The organism is Streptomyces sp. Q6, assembly GCF_036967205.1.
Classification (GTDB): Bacteria; Actinomycetota; Actinomycetes; order Streptomycetales; family Streptomycetaceae; genus Streptomyces; species Streptomyces citrinus.
The window spans coordinates 707761-729301 of sequence record NZ_CP146022.1; the positions used below are offsets into that span (position 1 = coordinate 707761).

The window sequence follows — 21541 nt, forward strand, 5'->3', positions numbered from 1 at the left end:
GGGCCGAGGGGCCCGCATCCGGGTCATCCCGGAGCGGGCAGGGTGACCTCGAAGCGGCAGCCGCCGGGGACGTTGCGGACGGTGGTGCGACCCTGGTGGGCCTCCACGATGCCGCGCACGATGGCCAGGCCCAGGCCCGCTCCCGACGGGGGCGTGCGCGCGTCCGTACCGCGCCAGCCGGTGTCGAAGACGCGGGACAGGTCGTCCTCGGGGATGCCGCCGCAGCCGTCGGTCACGGACAGGACGACGCCGGTGCCGTCCGTCGCGGGGCGGGCCGCGACGGCGACCGTGCCGTCGGCGGGGGTCCGCCTGATCGCGTTGACGAGGAGGTTGCCGAGGACGCGGCTCATCTCCTTGGCGTCGACCTCCACGGGCAGTTGCGCCACGCCGTCGCCCTCCAGGCGCACGCCGTGTTCGCGGGCGAGCGGGTCGGCGCCCGCGAGCGCGTCGCCGACCAGGTCGTACAGGGAGATGCGCTGCGGGGACAGAGCCAGGGCGCCGGCGTGGATGCGGGAGAGTTCGAAGAGGTCGCCGACCATGCCGTTCATCCGCTCGACCTCGGTCCTTATCTGCCGCAGGTAGCGCTGCGGGTCGGCGGCCACGCCGTCCTCCAGGGCCTCGGACATGGCGCGCAGTCCCGCGAGGGGCGTGCGCAGGTCGTGCGAGATCCAGGAGACGAGTTCGCGGCGGGAGGCCTCCAGGGCGCGTTCGCGGTCGCGGGAGGCGGCGAGTTTGACGCTGGTGGACTGCAACTCGCGGGTGAGCGCCGCCAGTTCGGCGGTCGCCGGTTCGAGCGGCGCGGCGAAGTCGCCGCCCTCGCCGAAGGTGCGGGCGGCCAGGGTGAGGGCGTGGCTGCGGGCCACGACCCAGCGGCCGAGGAGCAGTGCGGTGGCGAGGGAGACGACGGCGGCCATCGCGACGACGGTGGTCACGACGCCCAGGTCGTGCGAGTTGAGGAACATCGCCCAGGCCACGGTGAGCGTCCCGGCGAGCATCGCGGTGACCGCCACGGAGGCGACGACCGTGAGCGAGACGGTCAGGGAGCGGCGGCGCAGCGCGAGCAGGGCCACCGCGCCGAGCACGCCCGCGGCGGCGGCGCCGAGGAACGCGTAGAGAGCGATGAGGAGGGTGTCACGCACGGGTCGCGTCGCCTCCCGCGGTCGTGCCGTCGTCCAGGCGGTAGCCGACGCCCCACACGGTCTGGATGAGGCGGGGCTTCGCCGGGTCCGGTTCGACCTTGGCGCGCAGCCGGCGGATGTGGACGGTGACGGTGGACAGGTCGCCGAAGTCCCAGCCCCATACGTGGCGCATGAGGTCCTCACGGGTGAAGGCCTTGCCGGGGTGGCGCAGCAGGAACGCGAGGAGGTCGAACTCCCTTATGGTCAAGGCGAGTTCGGTGCCGTCCCGGGTGGCGCGGCGCGCCTGCGGGTCGAGGGTGAGCCCGGCGGCGGACAGCGGGCCGTCAGGGGTGCGGTCCGTCGCGGCGCGGCTGCGGCGGAGCACGGAGCCGACGCGCAGGACGAGTTCCCGTGGGCTGAACGGCTTCGTCACGTAGTCGTCCGCGCCCACCTCCAGGCCGAGGATCCGGTCGTCCTCGTCGCCGCGCGCCGTCAGCATGATCACCGGGACGGGGCCGCGGGCCCGCAGTCTGCGGCAGACCTCCAGGCCGTCCATGCCGGGGAGCATCAGGTCGAGGACGACGAGGTCGGGGCGGTGCGCGGCGGCACGTTCGAGCGCGGTGGGGCCGTCGGCGGCGCGGGCCACGTCGTAGCCGGAGCGGTCGAGGTACCCCGCGACGACCTCGGCGACGGTCGGGTCGTCGTCGACGACCAGGACCCGGCCCTGCGGCGGTGGAGTGTGCATGGCCCCAGCGTCGCACCGCCGGGGGCGTGCCGGGCCCGGCACAGGGGTGCGGGCGGGGCGATGTCCTTGTTTCGTAAGGACATGAAGTCCGCATTGTCCGTTTCCGATTCGTAGGGTGAGAGCCGTGATCTCTCCCGATTCCTCCTCTCCCGACTCCCCCGACGATGCCCCCGGGCCCGGCATCGGCCCGGTCTCCGTGGACGTGGTCCTGCCGTGCCTGGACGAGGCGGCCGCCCTGCCCTGGGTGCTCTCCCGGATCCCGGCGGGCTGGCGGGCCGTCGTCGTCGACAACGGGTCCACGGACGGCAGCGCCCGGATCGCGCGGGACCTCGGCGCGACCGTGGTGAGCGAGGCGCGGCGCGGCTTCGGCGCCGCCTGCCACGCGGGCCTGACCGCCTCGACCGCGGACGTGGTCTGCTTCTGCGACTGCGACGCGTCCCTCGACCCGGCGCTGCTCGTCCCGTTCGTCGCCAGGGTCGCGCGCGGTGAGGCCGATCTGGTGCTCGGCCGGCGCAGGCCGCAGGGGCGCGGGGCGTGGCCGCCGCACGCGCGGGCCGGCAATCTCGCGCTCGCCCGCATGGTGCGCCGCCGCACCGGTCTGCGCCTGCACGACCTGGGCCCGCTGCGCGCCGCACGCCGCACGGACCTGCTCGGGCTCGCGCTCACCGACCGGCGCAGCGGCTACCCGTTGCAGATGGTGGTGCGGGCCGCCGACGCGGGGTGGCGGGTGGAGGAGCGCGACGTGCCGTACCGGCCGCGCGCGGGGAAGTCGAAGGTGACCGGGACGTGGCGTGGCACCTGGCACGCCGTGCGGGACATGCGGGCCGTGCTCGCGCAGGGGGCGGCCCGATGACCCCGATGAGTTCCGTGACCACGCTTCTGGTGATCGCGAAGGCGCCGGTGCCGGGGCGGGTGAAGACGCGCCTGACCCCGCCGTTCACACCCGAGGAGGCGGCCGGTCTCGCCGAGGCCGCGCTGCGCGACACGTGCGACGCCGTCCTCGCCGCTCCCGCGCGCCGCCGCGTCCTGGTCCTCGAAGGGGCGCCGGGCCCCTGGCTGCCGCCCGGTTTCGACGTCGTACGACAACGCGGTGGCGGCCTGGACGAACGGCTCGCGGCGGCGTTCGCGGACGTGGCGGGCGGCCCCGCGCTGCTCGTCGGCATGGACACCCCTCAACTCGCCTCCCTGCCAAAGCTGTTGGCGCCCGCGCTCGCGCCGGACGCGTGGGACGGCTGCGACGCCTGGTTCGGTCCGGCGCAGGACGGCGGCTTCTGGGCGCTCGGCCTCGCGGCACCGGACCCGGCGCTGCTGCGCGGCGTGCCGATGTCGACGCCGTTCACCGGCGCGGCCCAGCGGGCCCGGCTGACCGACGCGGGTCTGCGCGTACGGGACCTGCCGCGCGTCCTCGACGTGGACACGGCACAGGATGCCGAGCGGGTCGCGGCGCTCGCGCCGGGCGGACGGTTCGCCGCGGAGTATCGGCGGTTGACCGGGGCGCCGACCGCGGCGACGCGCGGGGTGCGGCATGACCACGACGACACCGGACACCGCCCCGCCCTGGTGCGCCGACCCGTACGCGGAGGCCGTGCGCAGGAGCGCGGCCCGCTGTTCCTGCGCCGCGCCGACGGCTGGCTGCTGCCGTTGGAGGTGGAGCGCTGGTGCGCGGGGGCCGACGCCGCCGATCTGTCGGCGCTGCACCGCTGCGAGGGCGCCGTGCTCGACATCGGCTGCGGCCCCGGCCGGCTGGTGGCGGCGCTGGCCGCGGTGGGGCGGCGCACGCTGGGCGTGGACGTGAGCGAGGCCGCCGTCGAGCGGGCGCGCGGCCTCGGCGGGCCCGCGCTGCGCCGCTCCGTCTTCGACGCCCTTCCCGACGAGGGGACGTGGGGCACGGCGCTCCTGATGGACGGGAACGTGGGCATCGGCGGGGATCCGCGCGCACTGCTCGCCCGGGTCGCCCACCTGGTCTCTCCTGGTGGCCTGTTGATTGTGGAGGCCGTGGCGCAGGACGTCGACGAGCGGGTGGAGGTACGCGTCGCCGACGGGCAGGGCGCGACCGGCGCGCTCTTCCCGTGGGCCCGGCTCGGCGTCCGGGCCGTGGAGCGGCACGCGCGGGCGACCGGATGGCGCCCGATCGCCCGCTGGGAGGTCGGCGACCGTTGGTTCGTGGCGCTCCGGTCGGGGGCATCCCGATGAGTCGGGACAGCGGCCTGCGCCGGGATCTGCTCGCGGTCGCGGCGGCCGCCCTCCTGGTGGCCGCCGCCGTCGGCGTCGGCGCGTACATCGAGCACCACTACGGCACCCTGCATGTCAACTGGCCTCCTCTGTACGCCCGTTGGGCTCCGCATGTCGGGCCGGGCACACCGGCGGCGCTCGCCGTGGCCGGACTCGTCGTCGGCTACGGCCCGCCGCTCGCCGCCCGGCTGCCGTGGCGCGGGCTGCTGTGGAGCGCCTGGGGCGCCTCCATGGCCTGGACGTGGTCCCTCGCCCTCATCGACGGCTGGCAGCGCGGCATCGCCCGGCGGCTCACCACCTCGTACGAATATCTCCAGGTCATCGACCGTTTCCGGGACATCCCGGCGACGCTGCGGGACTTCCACCGGCACATCCTGATCGGCTCGCCCGACCACTGGCCCGCGCATGTGGCGGGGCATCCGCCGGGGGCCACGCTCACCTTCGTCTGGCTCGACCGGATCGGGCTCGGCGGCGGCGCCTGGGCGGGGGTGTGGTGCATCACCGTGGGCTGTTCGGCGGCGGTCGCGGTGCTGGTGGCCGTACGGGCGCTGGCGGATGAGCGGACGGCGCGGCGGGCGGCGCCGTTCCTGGTGCTCGCGCCCGCCGCGGTGTGGGTGGGCACCTCGGCCGACGGCTACTTCGCCGCGGTCGCCGCGTGGACGGTGGCGTGCACGGTCCTCGCGGCCACCCGCGGAAGCCGAACCGCCGCGCCGGCGGCGGGAGTTCTGTTCGGCGTGACCTGCTTCCTCTCGTACGGGCTCACGCTCCTGGCGGTGGTCATCGGCACGGTGCTGCTGCTCGCCCGGACGTGGCGGCCGCTCCCCCTCATGGCGGTGGGCGCCGCCGTCGTGCCGGTCGCCTTCGCGCTGGCCGGGTTCAACTGGTGGGAGGCGTACCGGCTGTTGGTGGAGCGCTACTACGAAGGGGCCGGGGGCATCAGGCCGTACGGCTACTGGGTGTGGGCGAATCTCGCGTGCGCGGTGCTGGTGGTGGGCCCCGCGACGGTCGCGGGACTGCGGCGCGTCCCCGGGCGCGTACGGCAGCGGGAGGGAGCGGAGCGGCGGCTCGCGCTGCTGGTCACCGGGGTGCTCCTCGCCCTGCTCGCCGCCGATCTGTCGGGCATGAGCAAGGCGGAGACGGAGCGGATCTGGCTGCCGTTCGCGACCTGGCTGCTCGCGGCCGGGGCTCTGCTCCCCGACCGGCACCGCCGTGCCTGGCTCACGGCCCAGGCCGTCCTGGCGACGGCCCTGAACTCGCTGCTGCTCACGGGGTGGTGAGACCTGCCCCCGCGCGGACCCGCCGCCATGTCACAGAACGGCGGCCCACCCCGTCCCAGGGGAGGACAGCCTCTGACGGCTTCGGGAAGGTGAGGGTCATGCGCGTGTTCGTGGCGGGCGGGAGCGGGGCGATCGGCCGGCGGCTGGTGCCGCTGCTCGTGGCGCGAGGGCATCAGGTGACGGCGACGACGACGAGCGCCGGCAAGCTGGGGCTCCTGAAGGAGCTGGGCGCCGACGGTGTCGTGATGGACGGGCTCGACGCGTCCTCGGTCGGGCAGGCCGTCGCCGAGGCCGCCCCCGATGTGATCGTCCACCAGATGACGTCGATCGCCGGCAAGGCCGACATCAAGCACATGGACCGCTGGTTCGCGACCACGAACCGGCTGCGCGTCGAGGGCACGGACCATCTGCTGGCCGCCGCCGAGGCGGTCGGTGTCGGCCATGTCGTCGCCCAGGGCCACGCGAGCTGGAACGGGCTGCGCGAGGGCGGCTGGGTCAAGACCGAGGAGGACCCGCTCGACCCGATGACGGGGACGGTGGCGGAGCCCGGCATGGCGTCGATCCGGTACGTCGAATCGGCGGTCGCCGCGGCCGGCGGCACGGTCCTGCGCTACGGCGCGTTCTACGGTCCCGGCGCGACCGACGACATGGTCGCGCTGGTCCGCGAACGGCGGTTCCCGCTGGTCGGGCGCGGTACCGGACACAGCTCGTGGATCCACCTCGACGACGCGGCGAGCGCCACGGTCCTCGCCGTGGAGAAGCGGGTGCGCGGCGTGTTCGACATCGTCGACGACGATCCGGCCCCGGCGAGCGAGTGGCTGCCGTACCTGGCGTCCTGCGCGGGCGCGAAGCCGCCGCTGCGGGTGCCGGTCTGGCTGGCCCGGCTCGTCGCGGGGGACGTCGCGGTGGTGATGATGACGCAGGGCCGCGGCTTCTCGAACGCGAAGGCGAAGCGGGAGCTCGGCTGGGAGCCCCGCTACCCGTCGTGGCGGCAGGGTTTCAAGGAAGGCGCCGCCTAGCGGCGCGTGGCGACGACCAGGCCGCAGCGGGGGCTTCCGTCCGGGCGCTTCCCCAGGTCGGGCAACCCCCGCAGTGTCACGTCGAAGCCCGCGCGGTCCAACTCCCTTCGTACGTCGGAGAGTATGAACGGGCGGTAGTACATGACGAACGGCGGCCGCCAGAGCGCGTTGCGCACCCGCATCGCCCCGTCGAAGCCGAGCATCGCCCAGTACGCGAGCGAACCGGGCCGCGCGGGGGCCGGCAGCGGGAACGCGAACCGCCCTCCCGGGCGCAGCACTTGGCGCACCTGGGAGAACAACCGCGCGTACTGGCCGGGCACGAAGTGCCCGAACGCGCCGAAGCTGACGACGAGGTCGAAGGCCGGGCCGAAGGGGAGGGCGAGCGCGTCGCCGCGCACGTACGAGGCGTCCGGTTCCTCGTCCCGGGCGACCCGGAGCATCCCCGCGCTGAAGTCGACGCCCACGGTCCGCCCCGTGCACACCTCGCGCAGCACGCCGAGCCCGGCACCGGTGCCGCAGCACAGGTCGAGCCCGTTCTCGTACGGGCCCGACGCGCGCAGGGCGCGGGTGACCGGGTCGAGGACGGCGTCGGGGGTGCGGAAGGGCGTCTGGTCGAACTTCGGCGCGAGCAGGTCGTAGCCGCGCTCGACCGACGACAGCGCCTGAACGGCCAGCTCGCGAAGGGTGGGGCCCTGGGGTGTGAACATCGCGGCTCAGCATAGGTCGGCCGCCCGCCGAAATCCGCTCTTGCCGCGCACCGGGGGTGGGGTGGTACGGTCTGCGTGGCACTTGTGTACGCCCACTGTGAGGCGCCGGTGCCGGATCCACCTCAGGTTCCCGTTCGGGTTCCTTCTCTCCAGCGTGTGGGCGCCCAGCGTTTCCATCGGCGTCGCCATGCGTGTCATCCCTGGTCAGCAGGTTCTGACGGGCTCTTTCTCCGCCCTGCACGACCAGTTCTCCCCCGGCCACGGGGCGTGACGTCCTCCAGGACTCCGCCCCCGACCTTCGCCGGATCCCACCCCCTTCTTCTCTGCCCGCGTACGGATCGACCTTCTTCTCTGCCCGCGTACGGATCGACGTCCGCGAAAGGACCTGTGATCACCATGACCACCACACTCGAAGCCCCGGTACGGGCTCCGCAGAAGCCCGACACCACGACCAAGGCCCCCGTCCCGGCCGCCGGCGTCCTCGACATCGGCGCGAACGGGCAGGGGTTCCTGCGGGCGGCCGACCTGACGCCCACGTCCCACGACGTGCAGGTGCCCGCCTCCCTCATCCGTCAACTCGGCCTGCGCAAGGGCGATCTCGTGACCGGACTGTGCGGCAGGCCGCACACGCTCGCGCAGGTCGAGACCGTCGGCGGCGCACCCGCCGCCGCGATCCGTCACCGCCCGCGCTTCGCCGACCTCACTCCGCTGCACCCCACCGAGCGACTGCGTCTCGAAGGGTCCTCCGGGCTCGCGGGCCGCGTCGTCGACCTGGTCGCCCCCGTCGGCAAGGGGCAGCGCGGCCTGATCGTCGCGCCGCCCAAGACCGGCAAGACCGTGCTGCTCCAGCAGATCGCGGCCTCGGTCGCCACCCACCACCCGGACACCCACCTCATGGTGGTGCTCCTCGACGAGCGCCCCGAGGAGGTCACCGACATGCGCCGCTCCGTGCGCGGCGAGGTGTACGCCTCCACGTTCGACCGCCCGGCCAAGGCGCACATCGCCCTCGCCGAACTCGCCGTGGAGCGCGCCAAGCGCCTCGTCGAGCAGGGCCGCGACGTGGTGATCCTGCTCGATTCACTGACCCGCCTGTGCCGCGCCCACAACAACGCGGCGGCCTCCGGCGGCCGCGCCCTGTCCGGCGGTGTGGACGCCGCCGCGGTGCTCGGCCCGAAGCGGCTGTTCGGCGCGGCCCGCAACACCGAGGAGTCGGGCTCCCTGACCATCCTCGCGACGGCTCTGGTCGACACCGGCTCGCGCGCCGACGACTACTTCTTCGAGGAGCTCAAGGGCACCGGCAACATGGAGCTGCGCCTGGACCGCGTCCTCTCCGACCGCCGCGTCTACCCGGCCGTCGACATCACCCCCTCCGGCACGCGCCGCGAGGAACTCCTCGTGCCCGCCGACGAGTTGGCCGCCGTACGCGGACTGCGCCGGGCCCTCCAGGGGCGCGACGGGCACGCGTCGTACGAAGCGCTGCTCGACAAGATGCGGCACACCCCGGACAACGCCGCGTTCCTGCGTCAGGTCCACCGGACGGTCCCCGGCGCCTGACCCCACCCCGCGATGCGTAATACTCGAACCATGACCCCGATCATTACGCGCCCCGGGCGGCGGCCGGCCGTGGCCGTCCGGCGGGCCACCGCGCGCGACGCCAAGCGGCTGACCCGGCTCGTGCGCGGCTCCCGCGCCTACGAAGGCCCGTACGCGCCGATGGTCGACGGGTACCGGGTCGGCCCCGACTACATCGAGGCGCACCGTGTCTTCGTAGCCGTCGACGAGGCCGACGACCGGGTGCTCGGGTTCTACTCGCTGATCCTCAGTCCGCCGGAGCTCGACCTCATGTTCGTCGCCGACCAGGCGCAGGGTCTCGGCATCGGGCGGCTGCTCGTCGCGCACATGCGGGGCGAGGCGGGCGCCGCCGGGCTCGACCGCGTACGCGTCGTCTCCCATCCGCCCGCCGAGGGTTTCTACCGCAGCATGGGCGCGCACCGCACCGGCACGGTGGCCGCGCGCCCGCCGGCCGTCGCCTGGGACAGGCCCGAACTCGAATTCGCGGTTCCACCCGCCGCCTGAGGGGTTCCGCCCTCGCTCCGCACGGCGCACACTCGGGTCCAGCACAGCGGGCAGCCATGCGGCAAGGAGGCCACATTGGGCGGCGAACAGACACGCTCGGACGCGTTCGACGTGATCGTGGAGATCCCGCAGGGGTCCAGGAACAAGTACGAGATGGACCACGAGCTCGGCCGGATCCGGCTCGACCGGATGCTCTTCACCTCGACCCAGTACCCCGCGGACTACGGCTACGTCGACGGCACCCTCGGCGGTGACGGCGACCCCCTGGACGCGCTCGTGCTGACCGGCGACGCGACGTTCCCCGGCTGCACCATCGAGTGCCGGGCCATCGGCATGTTCGTGATGAGCGACGAGAAGGGCCCGGACGAGAAGATCCTGTGCGTGCCCGCGCACGACCCGCGGCACGCCACGGTCCAGGACATCGAGGACATCCCCGAGTTCGACCGTCTGGAGATCACGCACTTCTTCGAGGTGTACAAGGACCTGGAACCCGGCAAGTCGGTGGAGGGCTCGCACTGGGAGGGCCGCGAGAAGGCGTACGAGGAGATCAGGCGGGCGCGCGAGCGCCGGACCTGATCCCGCCACGCAACGGCTGGCCTCACGGGGCGGCGCGGTCGACCAGCTCTCCCACCGCCGCGTCCACCAGCCGGTAGCGCACCACGCGCCCGGCCTTCTCCCCCGCCACGACCCCGGCCGCCCGCAGCAGCCGCAGCGCCTGGGAGACGGCCGCGCCGTTCATCCCGGAGGCCACCGCCAGATCGGACACGGCCAGCGGGCCGACCCGGCGCAGCGCGAGCAGCAGGGCGAGCCGGTGCGGGTCGGCGAGGAGCGAGAACCGCTCGGCCCACTCCCGCACCCGCTCGACGTCCCCGATGGCCTCGACGGCGTCGCAGACCCGGTGGCCGTCGATGGTGCGGTGATCGGCCCGCTCGGCCGGAACGAGATGCATGGCCGGATTCTCTCAACAGCCGCGTCACCCGCCACCACCCGGTACGCGATGTGATCTTTCATACCTGCACAGGTGTGCAGCTATGCAGTCACGCACCAACGCCCCTAAGGTGAACGGGCCGTGGTGCTCGGGAAGACCGGTGACAACCCCTCAGGGGCCAAGTCCGGAGCGGCCCTCGCCACTGTGATCGGGTTCCGGACCGCAGGTCCGGAGCGCCCCGCACCAGCACGCCACTGGTGGCCGCGAGGCCGCTGGGAAGGCAGGAGCGACGGCGCACGCCCGTAAGCCAGGAGACCGGCCACGGCATCTCACGAAGTGATCCACGAGGTGCTGGAGCGTGATCGACGTATGACCCTGCCCGCAAACTCTCCTGTGCGGCCCGCCGAACCGGACTCCGCCTTCCGGTGGCGGCGCGAGGACACCCTGCGCACCGCCGGTCTGATGGCGGTGATCCTGGCCCTGCACGTCGTCGCGTTCGGCGTGCTGTTCCTGCTGGTCGTCCCCAACCACTACGAAGTCGACAACAAGGCCTTCGGCATCGGCCTGGGCATCACCGCGTACACCCTCGGCATGCGGCACGCCTTCGACGCCGACCACATCGCCGCGATCGACAACACCACCCGCAAGCTGATGGCCGACGGCAAGCGCCCGGTCTCGGTCGGCTTCTGGTTCGCGCTCGGCCACTCCAGCGTGGTCGTCCTGCTGGCCGCGCTGATCGCCGGCGGCACCGCGCTCGCCGGCACGCTGACCAGTGACGACTCCCGCACCCACCAGGTGCTCGGGGTCCTCGGCACGACCTTCTCCGGCTCGTTCCTGTACCTCATCGCCGCGCTGAACCTCGTCGCCCTGCTGGGCATCCTCAAGGTGTTCCGGTCGATGCGCGCGGGCTCGTACGACGAGAAGGAGCTCGAACAGCACCTGGATTCCCGGGGGTTCATGAACCGCGTCCTCGGCCGCTTCACCAAGTCCATCACCCGCCCCGGGCAGATGTACCCGCTCGGCTTCCTGTTCGGCCTCGGCTTCGACACGGCGACCGAGGTGACGCTGATGGTGATGGCGGGCAGCGGCGCGGCGGCCGGGCTGCCCTGGTACGCGATCCTGTGCCTGCCGCTGCTCTTCGCCGCGGGAATGAGCCTGTTCGACACGCTCGACGGCACGTTCATGAACTTCGCGTACCAGTGGGCGTTCTCCAACCCGGTGCGCAAGGTGTTCTACAACCTCACCATCACCGGTCTGTCCATCGCGGTCGCGTTCTTCATCGGCACGATCGAACTCGTCGGCGTGCTGCACGACAAGCTCGATCTGTCGGACGCGGTGACCGGCTGGATCGCCGGGCTCGATCTCGACAACGTCGGGTACGTCATCGTCGGCCTGTTCGTCGTGGTGTGGGCGGTGGCGATCGTCTACTGGCGGCTGGCGAAGGTCGAGCAGCGCTGGTCGGCGCGCCTGGCCGACAGCGCGTAGACCGGCCGCCGTGCGGTGACGTGGACGCGTCGCATAGCGTGCACGTCACCACGCCTTTCCCGCACGGAGGACCGTCGATGAGCGCCGCCCGCCTGCCCCTCGAGGGCATCACCGTCGTCAGCCTGGAGCAGGCGGTGGCGGCGCCGTTCGCGACCCGCCAGCTCGCCGACCTCGGAGCGCGGGTCATCAAGGTGGAACGGCCGGGCGTGGGCGACTTCGCGCGTGGCTACGACGAGACGGTGCACGGGCAGTCCAGCCACTTCGTGTGGCTGAACCGCTCCAAGGAATCGGTGACGCTCGACGTCAAGACACCGGGCGGCCGCGAGGTACTGGCCCGCCTGCTCGCCGGGGCCGACGTCTTCGTGCAGAACCTCGCGCCGGGTGCGGCGGCCCGACTCGGCCTGTCCGCAACGGAGTTGGCGAGCCTGCACCCCTCGCTCGTGGTCTGCGACATCTCGGGCTACGGCGCCGACGGGCCGTGGGCGGACCGCAAGGCGTACGACCTGCTGGTGCAGTGCGAGACGGGCGTCGTGTCGGTGACGGGCACGCCCGAGGCCCCGGCCAAGGTGGGCATCGCGATCGCCGACATCGCGGCCGGCATGTACGCGTTCACGGGCATCCTCACCGCGCTCTACGAGCGGCGGGCGACGGGCACGGCACGCGCGGTGGAGGTCTCCCTCTTCGAGGCGCTCGCGGAGTGGATGGGCTATCCCGCGTACTACACCGCGTACTCGGGCGGCCAGCCGCAGCGGGTCGGCGCCGCGCACGCGACCATCGCGCCGTACGGGCCCTATGACGCGGCGGACGGGAAGACCGTCCTCCTCGCGATCCAGAACGAGCGCGAATGGGCTGCGTTCTGCGCGGAGTTCCTGGGGGACGCGTCGCTCGCCGCGGACCCGCGCTTCCACCGCAACTCGGCCCGCGTCGCCCGGCGCGCCGAGCTCGACGCGATCGTCGCCGCCCGTTTCGCGGAACTCGACGCGGCCGCGGCCGTCGCCCTCCTCGAGCGCGCGAAGGTCGCGAACGCCCGCCTCAACACGGTGGCCGACTTCGTCGCGCATCCGGTCCTGTCCGGCCGCGACCGCTGGCGCGAGGTGGCGACGCCGGGCGGCCCGGTCCGCGCGCTGCTGCCGCCGGCGACCCTCGCGGGCGTGGAGCCCCGGATGGAGGCGGTCCCGTCGGTGGGCGAGCACACCGAGGCCGTCCTGAAGGACCTGGGCTACGAGGCGGCCACGATCGCTGAGCTGCGGGACGCGGGCGCCGTATAGGGCGTGGGCTCCGGCCGGCTCGGGACCGTCGGCGGCGCGCTCCGGGCCGCCCGTGGCCGACGAGGGACGTTCGGCCCCCCACTAGGGCCCCTCGGCCCCACCCGCACACGGCTCGCCCACTGCGATCCTGCTGAACAGAGCCTCCCGTGCCCACGCTCTCCCGCCGCGGCGCATGGTCGAGGCAGTCGGGCCCGTCGGTCGTGGGAGGGGGAGCCTCGAACGACGGGCCCGGCCACGGGGTCGGGACGGGGATCGGGCCGCGCCGCGACAACTCGCGCGCAAAACACCTCAATCGGAGCGATAAAGTATCGCGTCAACCCTCACGCGCCCGATCACCCAGGAGTACCTACGTGACCGTAGCCATCGACTCGTCCGAGGCAGCCGTCCCGTCCGACGAGAACGCCGGGGACACGCCCGTCGCGGAGCCCACGCCCGCGGCCGACGTTCCGGAGGCGCGTCAGTCCGAGACGGACGAGAACTTCTGGCAGCCCCCCACGGAAGCCGCGCCCGAGGTCTCCCCCGAGGCCCCCGAGGCCCCCGAGACTTCCCTGGACGACGAGGACGAAGCCGAGGCCGACGGCGAGCCGGACGACGCCTCCGCCGAAGTGCCGGAGGCCGTCGCCCGGGACGCCCGCGAGTTCGGCGTCTACGCCCGCACCGGCGGCTGGACCTTCGCCCTGAAGGTGGCCCGCAGCGTGCGCCCCGGCGGGCAGGGCGCCGACGAGACGACCAAGGTCTCGGCGCGCCGGTTCGCCGCGCTGGCCGGCTGCTCGGCCGACCGCGTCATGCGCTTCTACAAGGCGTGGGACAGGGCGGCCGACGACGGCCTGGTCCCGCAGTTCGAGGCGCTGGCCCCGGGCGACGACATCGAGCTCCCGGACGCCGACGTCTGGCTGTCGTACTACGTCTCCCGTTCCAGCGCCACGTCGGTGCGCGGCCAGGCGATCACCGAGGCCGCCGAGGCCGAGGGCATCCGGCCGACCAAGGCCCTGGAGGTCGCGGAGAACCCGACGGCGCTGCGGGCCGCGATCCTGGCCGACCCGGGCACCGCCGAGGCCGCCCGCAAGGCGCTGATGGACCGGCTCGGCGAGGACCCGGTGCTGCGCTCGGGCCTGGCCCGCGACATCGTGCGCACCGACGACCTGAAGAAGGCCGTCGCCGAGGAGACCAAGACCGGCGGCCAGCTGGAGTACGTACGGAAGATCGCGGAGGAGGGCCAGGTCAAGACCCCCGCGGGTCAGACGATCGAGGCCCCGCAGCAGCTGCGCGAGGAGGCCGAGCGCCACCTGTCGCTGATCGACGAGCTGGACGAGGACGAGGAGTCGGGCGAGTGGGCCCGCGAGGCGTACGACACCGTGCGCACCCTCGTCGCCGAGACGGTCGAGAAGGACCCCGAGCTGCGGGTGCAGGAGCGGCGCGCGAAGTTCTACAGCAGCCTCCAGAAGGCGACGAAGGCCTTCGAGGAGCTGACCTTCGACGACGTCGAGGAGATCGACGAGATCATCGAGGACGACATGCTGCAGCGTCTTGAGGAGCTCCAGCAGGCGATCTCGGTCTGTATCTCGGCGATCCAGACGGCCCAGAAGAAGGACTGACGTCCACGCGAAGCCGCACGTCGGTGCCCGGCCTCCCCTCGGGGAGGCCGGGCACCCGTGTTTTCCAGGGCTGTTGTCTGCGTCACTCCCCCAGCGAAACGTTGCCGTTTCGCTTAGCAGGCCGTACGCTCGTCGAGTCGAGAACGAAACCGTTTCGTTCTCTTACGAGATTCCTCCCCGCGACTTCCCTGGAGTGGCCCCATGTCCCAGACGACCCTGGCCGATGCCACCGGCACCTCGGCCCCGCCCGACGCACGGGAGTCCCGCCGTCGCTGGTGGATTCTCGGCATCGTCGGCATCGCCCAGCTCATGGTCGTGCTCGACGCGACCATCGTGAACATCGCCCTGCCCTCCGCTCAGCAGGACCTGGGCTTCACGGACGCCAACCGGCAGTGGATCGTCACCGCGTACGCGCTGGCCTTCGCCTCCCTGCTGCTGCTCGGCGGCCGGATCGCCGACCTCTTCGGCCGCAAGCCCGCCTTCCTCATCGGTGTCGCGGGCTTCGCCGGCGCCTCCGTGCTCGGCGGCGCGTCGACCAGCTTCGGCATGCTGGTGACGGCCCGCGCGCTCCAGGGCGTCTTCGGCGCGCTGCTCGCACCGGCCGCGCTGTCCCTGCTCAACACCACGTTCACCGAGGCCAAGGAACGCGCCAAGGCGTTCAGCGTCTACGGCGCCATCGCCGGCGCGGGCGGTGCGGTCGGGCTGCTGCTCGGCGGCGTCCTGACCGACACCCTCGACTGGCGCTGGACGCTGTACGTGAACGTCGTCTTCGCCGTCGTGGCCTTCGCGGGCGGCTGGATGCTCCTGAGCAACCACCGCGACGCGGCCGGTTCCAAGCTGGACCTGCCGGGCACGCTGCTCGTCTCGTCCGGTCTGTTCGCCCTCGTCTACGGCTTCTCCAACGCCGAGACCCACGACTGGAGCTCCCCGCAGACCTGGGGCTTCCTGGTGGCGGGCGCCCTGCTCCTGACCGCGTTCACCTGGTGGCAGACCCGGGCCGCGCACCCGCTGCTGCCGATGCGCGTCCTGCTCGACCGGGACCGCGCCGCCTCGTTCATCACCGTGCTGATCACCGGTGCGGGCATGTTCGGCGTCTTCCTGTTCCTCACCTACTACCTCCAGCTGAACCTCGGCTTCAGCCCGACGAAGACCGGTGTGGCGTTCCTGCCGATGATGGCCGCCCTGATGGTCCTCGCGCAGCTCTCGACGACCGTCCTGGTGCCCCGGATCGGCCCGAAGGTGATCATCCCGGCCGGGTTCGCGCTCGCCGCGGTCGGCATGGTGTGGCTGACCGGGATCGGCCTCGACTCCAGCTTCGCCACGGACGTGCTGCCTCCGCTGCTCGTGATCGGCGCGGGTCTCGGCGCCGTGATGCCTCCGGCCATGTCCCTCGCCACCAGCGGGATCGCCGCCGAGGACGCGGGCGTCGCCTCCGCCACGGTCAACACCATGCAGCAGGTGGGCGGTTCGATCGGCACCGCGCTCCTGAGCACGCTCGCGGCGAGCGCCGCCACCAGCTTCATGGCGGGTCGCAACCCGGCGGACAAGCTGACGCAGGCGCAGGCCACGATCGAGAGCTACACCACCGCGTTCTGGTGGTCGGCCGCCTTCTTCGCGGCGGGCGCCGTCCTCACCTTCCTGCTGTACCGGCGCGCGGCCGACCGGCCCGAGCCGGCCGCCGACGCGGCACCGGTCGTCCACATGTGACACCCGCCGCGTTCCGGGCCGGGGGCCGCCGTCTTCAGGGAGACGGCGGCCCCCGGTCGTTGCCGTCCGCGGGGCAGTGGCATGGTGGGGCGTGATCATCGGCGTACGCGATCACCAGACGTACGTGATCGACCAGCACAGGAGGCACCTCGTGGCGGACACCCCCAAGGCCACCGGCCGTCCGGCCCACCAGAACGTGACGTTCGACAGCGACGGCACGCCCGCGCACGGCTATCTGGCGCTGCCGCCCGCGGGCAGCGGGCCCGGCGTCATCGTCATCCAGGAGTGGTGGGGTCTGACCGACCACATCGCCGACGTGGCCGACCGCCTCGCGGCCGAGGGCTTCGTGGCGCTCGCGCCCGACCTCTACGGCGGCAACGTGGCGCACGACTCCGCCGAGGCGTTCCGCATGATGCGGGAGCTGCCCGTGGACCGCGGGGTCGAGCTCCTGTCGGGCGCGGTGGACCATCTGCTCGCGCTCCCGGAGGTCACCTCACGGACCGTCGGCGCCGTCGGCTTCTGCATGGGCGGCGGCTTCGTCCTGTATCTGGCGGCGAAGGACCCGCGGGTGAGCGCGGCCGTCCCGTTCTACGGTGTCATCCAGGGCGAGGTCCCGGACTTCTCGCAGCTCAAGGCCGAGATCCAGGGCCACTACGGCGAGCGCGACGAGACGATCCCGGTGGCGACGCTCGACGGTCTGCGGGCGACGATCGAGCGCCGGTCGGGCATCCGTCCCGACTTCCGTACCTACCCGGCGGACCACGCGTTCTTCAACGACGGCCGCCCCGAGGTGCACGACCCCGAGTCGTCGGCCCGCGCGTGGTCGGCCACCACCGAGTTCCTCAGGGCCACGATCAAGTAACCCCGGGACGAGTAGGCCGGGAGGCTTCAGCCTCCCGGCCCACCGCGGGTCACCTCACGTCACCAGATCCGCACCCGGTCCGCGGGATCGAGCCACAGCCCGTCCCCCGCCTTCGTGGCGAACGCCTCGTGGAACTCGTCGAGGTTGCGCACGATGTTCGCCCGGAACTCCGGCGGCGAGTGCGGGTCGATCGTCAGGTACTGCTGCTCCTGCTCCGTGCGCCGCTTGGTGCGCCAGCAGTAGGCCCAGTTCATGAACAGCCGCTGCGAACCGGTGAGTTCGCCCTCGGTCGGCGCCTCGGCACCGCCCAGCGCGATCAGGTACGCGGTGTGCCCGATGGTCAGGCCGCCCAGGTCGCCGATGTTCTCGCCCACGGTCAGCGATCCGTTGACGAACTCACCGGGCAGGTTGCGCGGCGAGAAGCCGTCGTACTGCTTGATGAGCGCCTTCGACTTGGCCTCGAACGCGGCCTTGTCGTCGGCGGTCCACCAGTCGTTCAGGTTGCCCGCGCCGTCGTACTGCGCGCCCTGGTCGTCGAAGCCGTGCCCGATCTCGTGGCCGATGACGGCCCCGATCCCGCCGTAGTTCTCGGCCGGGTCGGCGTCCGGGGCGAAGAACGGCTTCTGCAGGATGCCGGCCGGGAAGCAGATCTCGTTCGTGCCCGGGTTGTAGTACGCGTTCACGGTCTGCGGCAGCATGAACCACTCGTCGCGGTCGACCGGCGCGCCGATCTTCGCCATCTGCCGGTCGTGCTCGAAGGCGTCGGCGGCGTACGCGTTGGCCAGCAGGTCGTCGGAGACGACGGTCAGCGCCGAGTAGTCGCGGAACCGGTCCGGGTAGCCGATCTTGGGCCGGAACGTGGCGAGCTTCTCGTACGCCCGCTCCTTGGTCTCGTCCGTCATCCAGTCGAGCGCGGCGATGGACTGCCGGTAGGCCTCCAGCAGGTTCGCGACCAGCGCGTCCATGAGCGCCTTCGAGGCCGGCGGGAAGTGCCGGGCCACGTACTCCTTGCCGACGGCCTCGCCGATGGCGCCCTCGACGAAGGCGACGGCGCGCTTCCAGCGGGCGCGCAGCTCCGGGGTGCCGTTGAGCGTGCGCCCGTAGAAGTCGAAGTTGGTGCGCACGAACGCGGAGGGCAGGTACGGGGAGCTGGCGCGCAGCACGCGCGCGAGCAGCCAGTCGCGCCACTGCTCGATGGGGACCTCGCTCAGGACCGTCGACAGGTGGGCCAGGTAGGAGGGCTGGCGCACGCAGGACTGGGCGAGGGTGTCGTCGTTGCCGCCGAGCTCGGTGACGTACGCGCGCCAGGCGAACGCCGGGGCGAGCGCGGTGAGTTCGTCGAAGGTCGTGAGGTTGTACGTCTTCTGCACGTCCCGCGTCTCGGCCCGCTCCCAGTGGCCCTCGGCGAGCCGGGTCTCCAGGGCGAGGACGGTGCGCGCGGCGCCGGCCGGGTCGGTGTGCTCGCCGAGCGTGAACAGCTCGGTGAGGTACGCCTCGTACTTCTCGCGGGTCTCGGCGAACTTCTCGTCGCGGTAGTACGACTCGTCGGGCAGGCCGAGTCCGCCCTGGAGGATGTTGAAGAGGTAGCGGTCGGAGTTCCGGTCGTCGCTGTCGATGTAGGCGCCGAACAGGCCGGAGCCGCCGGTGCGCTCGAAGCGGCCGAGGAAGGCGGCCAGTTGCGTGAGGTCACCGAGGTGCGCGACCTCGTCGAGGAGCGGGCGGACGGGGTCGAGCCCGCGGGCCTCCACCGCCTCCTCGTCCATGAACGACGCGTACAGGTCGGCGATCTTGCGCGCCTCGTCGGGTTCCAGGCTGGTGGGGCCGCCCGCCGCGATCTCCTGAATGATCTCCTTGACCTGCTGCTCGGCCACGTCCACGAGCTGCACGAAGGGGCCCCAGCTGGAGCGGTCTTCGGGGATCGGCTCGGTCGCCAGCCACTGGCCGTTGACATGGCCGAAGAGGTCGTCCTGCGGTCGGATCGCCGGGTCCATGCCCGGGCGTGCGTCATCCAGAGTGCTCATCGACGCAGCCTACCCAGGTCAGCGGCGTGATACAGCAGCGGAAACGACGCATCGCCCCGCCCGGTGCGAGACCGGGCGGGGCGATGCTGGTCACCGGATCAGGCGAGGGTCGCCAGGATCTCGTTCAGGGTCTGCGACGGGCGCATGACCTTGGCGGCCTTGGCCGGGTCGGGCTGGAAGTAGCCGCCGATGTCGGCCGGGCTGCCCTGGACGGCGATGAGCTCGTCGACGATCTTCTGCTCGTTCGTCGAGAGCGCCTCGGCGACCGGGGCGAACGCCTTGGCGAGCTCGGCGTCGTCGGTCTGCTTGGCCAGCTCCTGCGCCCAGTACAGGGCGAGGAAGAAGTGGCTGCCGCGGTTGTCGATGCCGCCGACGCGACGGGTCGGCGACTTGTCCTCGTTGAGGAAGGTGCCGGTGGCGCGGTCGAGGGTCTCGCCGAGGACCTTCGCGTGGGCGTTGCCCGTGCTGGTGGCGAGGTGCTCGAAGGAGACGGCCAGGGCGAGGAACTCACCGAGGGAGTCCCAGCGCAGGTAGTTCTCCTTGACGAGCTGCTGCACGTGCTTCGGGGCGGAGCCGCCGGCGCCGGTCTCGAAGAGGCCGCCGCCGTTCATCAGCGGGACGACCGACAGCATCTTGGCGCTGGTGCCCAGCTCCAGGATGGGGAAGAGGTCGGTCAGGTAGTCGCGCAGGACGTTGCCGGTCACCGAGATGGTGTTCAGGCCCTGGCGGATGCGCTCGACGGACAGCTTGGTGGCGTCCTCCGGGGAGAGGATGCGGATGTCCAGGCCCTCGGTGTCGAACTCCGGCAGGTACTGCTCGACCTTCTTGATGAGCTGCGCGTCGTGGGCGCGGGTCTCGTCCAGCCAGAACACGGCCGGGTCACCGGTGGCGCGGGCGCGCGTGACGGCGAGCTTGACCCAGTCCTTGATCGGGGCGTCCTTGGTCTGGCAGGCGCGGAAGATGTCGCCCTCGGCGACGGCCTGCTCCAGGACGACGTCGCCGGCCTGGTTGACGAGGCGGACGGTGCCGGTGGCGGGGATCTCGAAGGTCTTGTCGTGGGAGCCGTACTCCTCGGCCTTCTGCGCCATGAGGCCGACGTTGGGTACGGAGCCCATGGTCGACGGGTCGAAGGCGCCGTTGGCGCGGCAGTCGTCGATGACGACCTGGTAGACGCCGGCGTAGGAGGAGTCCGGGACGACGGCGAGGGTGTCCGCCTCGTTGCCGTCCTTGTCCCACATGTGGCCCGAGGTGCGGATCATCGCCGGCATGGAGGCGTCGATGATGACGTCGGACGGGACGTGCAGGTTGGTGATGCCGCGGTCGGAGTCGACCATGGCGAGCGCCGGACCCGCGGCCAGCTCGGCCTCGAAGGACGCCTTGATCTCGGCGCCGTTGCCCAGCGACTCCAGGCCCTTGTAGATGCCGCCCAGACCGTCGTTCGGGGACAGGCCGGCGGCGGCGAGGTCCGCGCCGAAGCGGGCGAACGTCTCCGGGAAGAAGGCACGGACCACGTGGCCGAAGATGATCGGGTCGGAGACCTTCATCATCGTGGCCTTGAGGTGCGCGGAGAAGAGCACGCCCTCTTCCTTGGCGCGGGCGACCTGGGCGGTCAGGAACTCGCGCAGGGCGGCGACGCGCAGCACGGAGGCGTCGACGACCTCACCGGCGAGGACCGGGACCGACTCGCGCAGCACGGTGGTGGTGCCGTTGTCGGCGACGAGCTCGATCTTCAGCTTGTCATCGGCCGGGACGACGGTGGACTTCTCGGTGGAGCGGAAGTCGTTGACGCCCATGGTGGCGACGTTCGTCTTGGACTCGGGGGTCCAGGCGCCCATGCGGTGCGGGTGGGCCTTGGCGTAGTTCTTCACCGAGGCGGGGGCGCGGCGGTCCGAGTTGCCCTCACGCAGGACCGGGTTCACGGCGGAACCCTTGACCTTGTCGTAGCGGGCGCCGATCTCGCGCTCCTCGTCCGTCTTCGGCTCGTCGGGGTACGCGGGCAGCGCGTAGCCCTGCTCCTGGAGCTCGGCCACGGCGGCCTTGAGCTGCGGGATCGAGGCGGAGATGTTCGGCAGCTTGATGATGTTGGCCTGCGGCGTCTTGGCCAGCTCGCCCAGCTCGGCGAGGGCGTCCGGGACGCGCTGCTCCTCGGTGAGGTACTCGGGGAACATCGCGAGGATGCGCCCGGCCAGGGAGATGTCGCGGGTCTCCACACGGACACCGGCGGTGGACGCGTAGGCCTCGATCACCGGCAGGAAGGAATACGTCGCGAGGGCCGGGGCCTCGTCAGTGTGCGTGTAAATAATGGTCGAGTCAGTCACCGGGTACTCCGCTTCCACGTCTTCCACGTCGTCTGCTGTGCTTCTCGGATTGCTCGACATCAAGATATCTCGTGACCGCCCCGTATTCGAAAGGGGCCCGGGACCCAAGATCGCGGCGCGGTCCGCCCGCCTCCCGTCCCGGCACTCATGGTGGCGTGACGCACAGCCCGGCCCCGAACTATG

At 72.3% G+C, this 21541-nt stretch carries 18 protein-coding genes, 1 pseudogene and 1 riboswitch; of the genes and pseudogenes, 13 read left to right on the top strand and 6 right to left on the bottom strand.

Features of this window, described 5'->3' with window-relative positions:
* Positions 1-23: 23 nt before the first annotated feature.
* Complete coding sequence (locus tag V2W30_RS03460; protein ID WP_338693564.1) at positions 24-1139, bottom strand: HAMP domain-containing sensor histidine kinase; 1116 nt, start codon at positions 1137-1139, stop codon at positions 24-26.
* Positions 1132-1863, bottom strand: a complete 732-nt coding sequence (locus V2W30_RS03465; RefSeq protein ID WP_338693565.1) for a response regulator transcription factor — start codon at positions 1861-1863, stop codon at positions 1132-1134. The genes V2W30_RS03460 and V2W30_RS03465 overlap by 8 nt, the downstream gene beginning before the upstream one ends.
* A gap of 196 nt (positions 1864-2059) precedes the next feature.
* Here V2W30_RS03465 and V2W30_RS03470 point away from each other — a divergent pair, with 196 nt between their 5' ends.
* The 5 genes and pseudogenes from V2W30_RS03470 to V2W30_RS03490 all read left to right on the top strand — a co-directional run bounded on the left by V2W30_RS03470 (position 2060) and on the right by V2W30_RS03490 (position 6391).
* On the top strand, positions 2060-2716 hold the full coding sequence (locus V2W30_RS03470; RefSeq protein WP_338703456.1) for a glycosyltransferase family 2 protein: 657 nt from the start codon (positions 2060-2062) through the stop codon (positions 2714-2716).
* 5 nt (positions 2717-2721) lie between these two features.
* A pseudogene (locus V2W30_RS03475) lies at positions 2722-3360 on the top strand (TIGR04282 family arsenosugar biosynthesis glycosyltransferase); the annotation flags it as partial.
* 216 nt (positions 3361-3576) lie between these two features.
* On the top strand, positions 3577-4056 hold the full coding sequence (locus tag V2W30_RS03480) for a methyltransferase domain-containing protein (RefSeq protein WP_425244660.1): 480 nt from the start codon (positions 3577-3579) through the stop codon (positions 4054-4056).
* A complete protein-coding gene (locus tag V2W30_RS03485) occupies positions 4053-5372 on the top strand; it encodes a hypothetical protein (protein WP_338703458.1) in 1320 nt (439 codons plus the stop codon). The genes V2W30_RS03480 and V2W30_RS03485 overlap by 4 nt, the downstream gene beginning before the upstream one ends.
* Before the next feature lie 98 nt (positions 5373-5470).
* Entirely contained in the window at positions 5471-6391 is a 921-nt protein-coding gene (locus V2W30_RS03490) for an NAD(P)-dependent oxidoreductase (protein WP_338693566.1), read from the top strand.
* On the opposite strand, the gene V2W30_RS03495 is transcribed toward V2W30_RS03490, so the two are convergent.
* Entirely contained in the window at positions 6388-7098 is a 711-nt protein-coding gene (locus tag V2W30_RS03495) for a class I SAM-dependent methyltransferase (protein ID WP_338693567.1), read from the bottom strand. The two genes, V2W30_RS03490 and V2W30_RS03495, sit on opposite strands and share 4 nt — an antisense overlap.
* Positions 7099-7494: 396 nt before the next feature.
* Here V2W30_RS03495 and rho point away from each other — a divergent pair, with 396 nt between their 5' ends.
* The 3 genes from rho to V2W30_RS03510 all read left to right on the top strand — a co-directional run bounded on the left by rho (position 7495) and on the right by V2W30_RS03510 (position 9750).
* Positions 7495-8652, top strand: coding sequence for a transcription termination factor Rho (gene rho, locus V2W30_RS03500; protein ID WP_338693568.1), 1158 nt, complete (start codon positions 7495-7497; stop codon positions 8650-8652).
* Between the two features lie 30 nt (positions 8653-8682).
* Positions 8683-9174, top strand: coding sequence for a GNAT family N-acetyltransferase (locus V2W30_RS03505; protein ID WP_338693569.1), 492 nt, complete (start codon positions 8683-8685; stop codon positions 9172-9174).
* A 153-nt stretch (positions 9175-9327) separates the two neighbouring features.
* Positions 9328-9750, top strand: a complete 423-nt coding sequence (locus tag V2W30_RS03510; RefSeq protein ID WP_425244661.1) for an inorganic diphosphatase — start codon at positions 9328-9330, stop codon at positions 9748-9750.
* Between the two features lie 22 nt (positions 9751-9772).
* Here V2W30_RS03510 and V2W30_RS03515 read toward each other — a convergent pair whose 3' ends face one another.
* Positions 9773-10123, bottom strand: coding sequence for a metalloregulator ArsR/SmtB family transcription factor (locus V2W30_RS03515; protein WP_338693573.1), 351 nt, complete (start codon positions 10121-10123; stop codon positions 9773-9775).
* A 104-nt stretch (positions 10124-10227) separates the two neighbouring features.
* Positions 10228-10440, top strand: a riboswitch (cobalamin riboswitch).
* A gap of 31 nt (positions 10441-10471) precedes the next feature.
* On the opposite strand from V2W30_RS03515, the gene V2W30_RS03520 reads away from it, so the two are divergent.
* The 5 genes from V2W30_RS03520 to V2W30_RS03540 all read left to right on the top strand — a co-directional run bounded on the left by V2W30_RS03520 (position 10472) and on the right by V2W30_RS03540 (position 17019).
* Entirely contained in the window at positions 10472-11587 is a 1116-nt protein-coding gene (locus V2W30_RS03520) for a HoxN/HupN/NixA family nickel/cobalt transporter (protein WP_338693575.1), read from the top strand.
* 77 nt (positions 11588-11664) lie between these two features.
* Positions 11665-12855, top strand: a complete 1191-nt coding sequence (locus V2W30_RS03525; RefSeq protein WP_338693577.1) for a CaiB/BaiF CoA-transferase family protein — start codon at positions 11665-11667, stop codon at positions 12853-12855.
* A gap of 350 nt (positions 12856-13205) precedes the next feature.
* A complete protein-coding gene (locus V2W30_RS03530) occupies positions 13206-14450 on the top strand; it encodes a hypothetical protein (RefSeq protein ID WP_425244476.1) in 1245 nt (414 codons plus the stop codon).
* Positions 14451-14651: 201 nt separating this feature from the next.
* On the top strand, positions 14652-16157 hold the full coding sequence (locus V2W30_RS03535) for an MFS transporter (protein ID WP_338693579.1): 1506 nt from the start codon (positions 14652-14654) through the stop codon (positions 16155-16157).
* A 151-nt stretch (positions 16158-16308) separates the two neighbouring features.
* On the top strand, positions 16309-17019 hold the full coding sequence (locus tag V2W30_RS03540; protein WP_338693581.1) for a dienelactone hydrolase family protein: 711 nt from the start codon (positions 16309-16311) through the stop codon (positions 17017-17019).
* 59 nt (positions 17020-17078) lie between these two features.
* On the opposite strand, the gene V2W30_RS03545 is transcribed toward V2W30_RS03540, so the two are convergent.
* Positions 17079-19040, bottom strand: a complete 1962-nt coding sequence (locus tag V2W30_RS03545) for a M13 family metallopeptidase (RefSeq protein ID WP_338693583.1) — start codon at positions 19038-19040, stop codon at positions 17079-17081.
* A 98-nt stretch (positions 19041-19138) separates the two neighbouring features.
* Entirely contained in the window at positions 19139-21358 is a 2220-nt protein-coding gene (locus V2W30_RS03550; protein WP_338693584.1) for an NADP-dependent isocitrate dehydrogenase, read from the bottom strand.
* Between the last annotated feature and the right edge of the window lie 183 nt (positions 21359-21541).

Coding starts and splice junctions, on each gene's coding strand:
- V2W30_RS03505 (WP_338693569.1), top strand. CDS start 8,683: ATGACCCCGATCATTACGCGCCCCGGGCGGCGGCCGGCCGTGGCCGTC.
- V2W30_RS03510 (WP_425244661.1), top strand. CDS start 9,328: ATGGACCACGAGCTCGGCCGGATCCGGCTCGACCGGATGCTCTTCACC.
- V2W30_RS03535 (WP_338693579.1), top strand. CDS start 14,652: ATGTCCCAGACGACCCTGGCCGATGCCACCGGCACCTCGGCCCCGCCC.
- V2W30_RS03495 (WP_338693567.1), bottom strand. CDS start 7,098: ATGTTCACACCCCAGGGCCCCACCCTTCGCGAGCTGGCCGTTCAGGCG.
- rho (WP_338693568.1), top strand. CDS start 7,495: ATGACCACCACACTCGAAGCCCCGGTACGGGCTCCGCAGAAGCCCGAC.
- V2W30_RS03490 (WP_338693566.1), top strand. CDS start 5,471: ATGCGCGTGTTCGTGGCGGGCGGGAGCGGGGCGATCGGCCGGCGGCTG.
- V2W30_RS03465 (WP_338693565.1), bottom strand. CDS start 1,863: ATGCACACTCCACCGCCGCAGGGCCGGGTCCTGGTCGTCGACGACGAC.
- V2W30_RS03545 (WP_338693583.1), bottom strand. CDS start 19,040: ATGAGCACTCTGGATGACGCACGCCCGGGCATGGACCCGGCGATCCGA.
- V2W30_RS03515 (WP_338693573.1), bottom strand. CDS start 10,123: ATGCATCTCGTTCCGGCCGAGCGGGCCGATCACCGCACCATCGACGGC.
- V2W30_RS03525 (WP_338693577.1), top strand. CDS start 11,665: ATGAGCGCCGCCCGCCTGCCCCTCGAGGGCATCACCGTCGTCAGCCTG.
- V2W30_RS03520 (WP_338693575.1), top strand. CDS start 10,472: ATGACCCTGCCCGCAAACTCTCCTGTGCGGCCCGCCGAACCGGACTCC.
- V2W30_RS03485 (WP_338703458.1), top strand. CDS start 4,053: ATGAGTCGGGACAGCGGCCTGCGCCGGGATCTGCTCGCGGTCGCGGCG.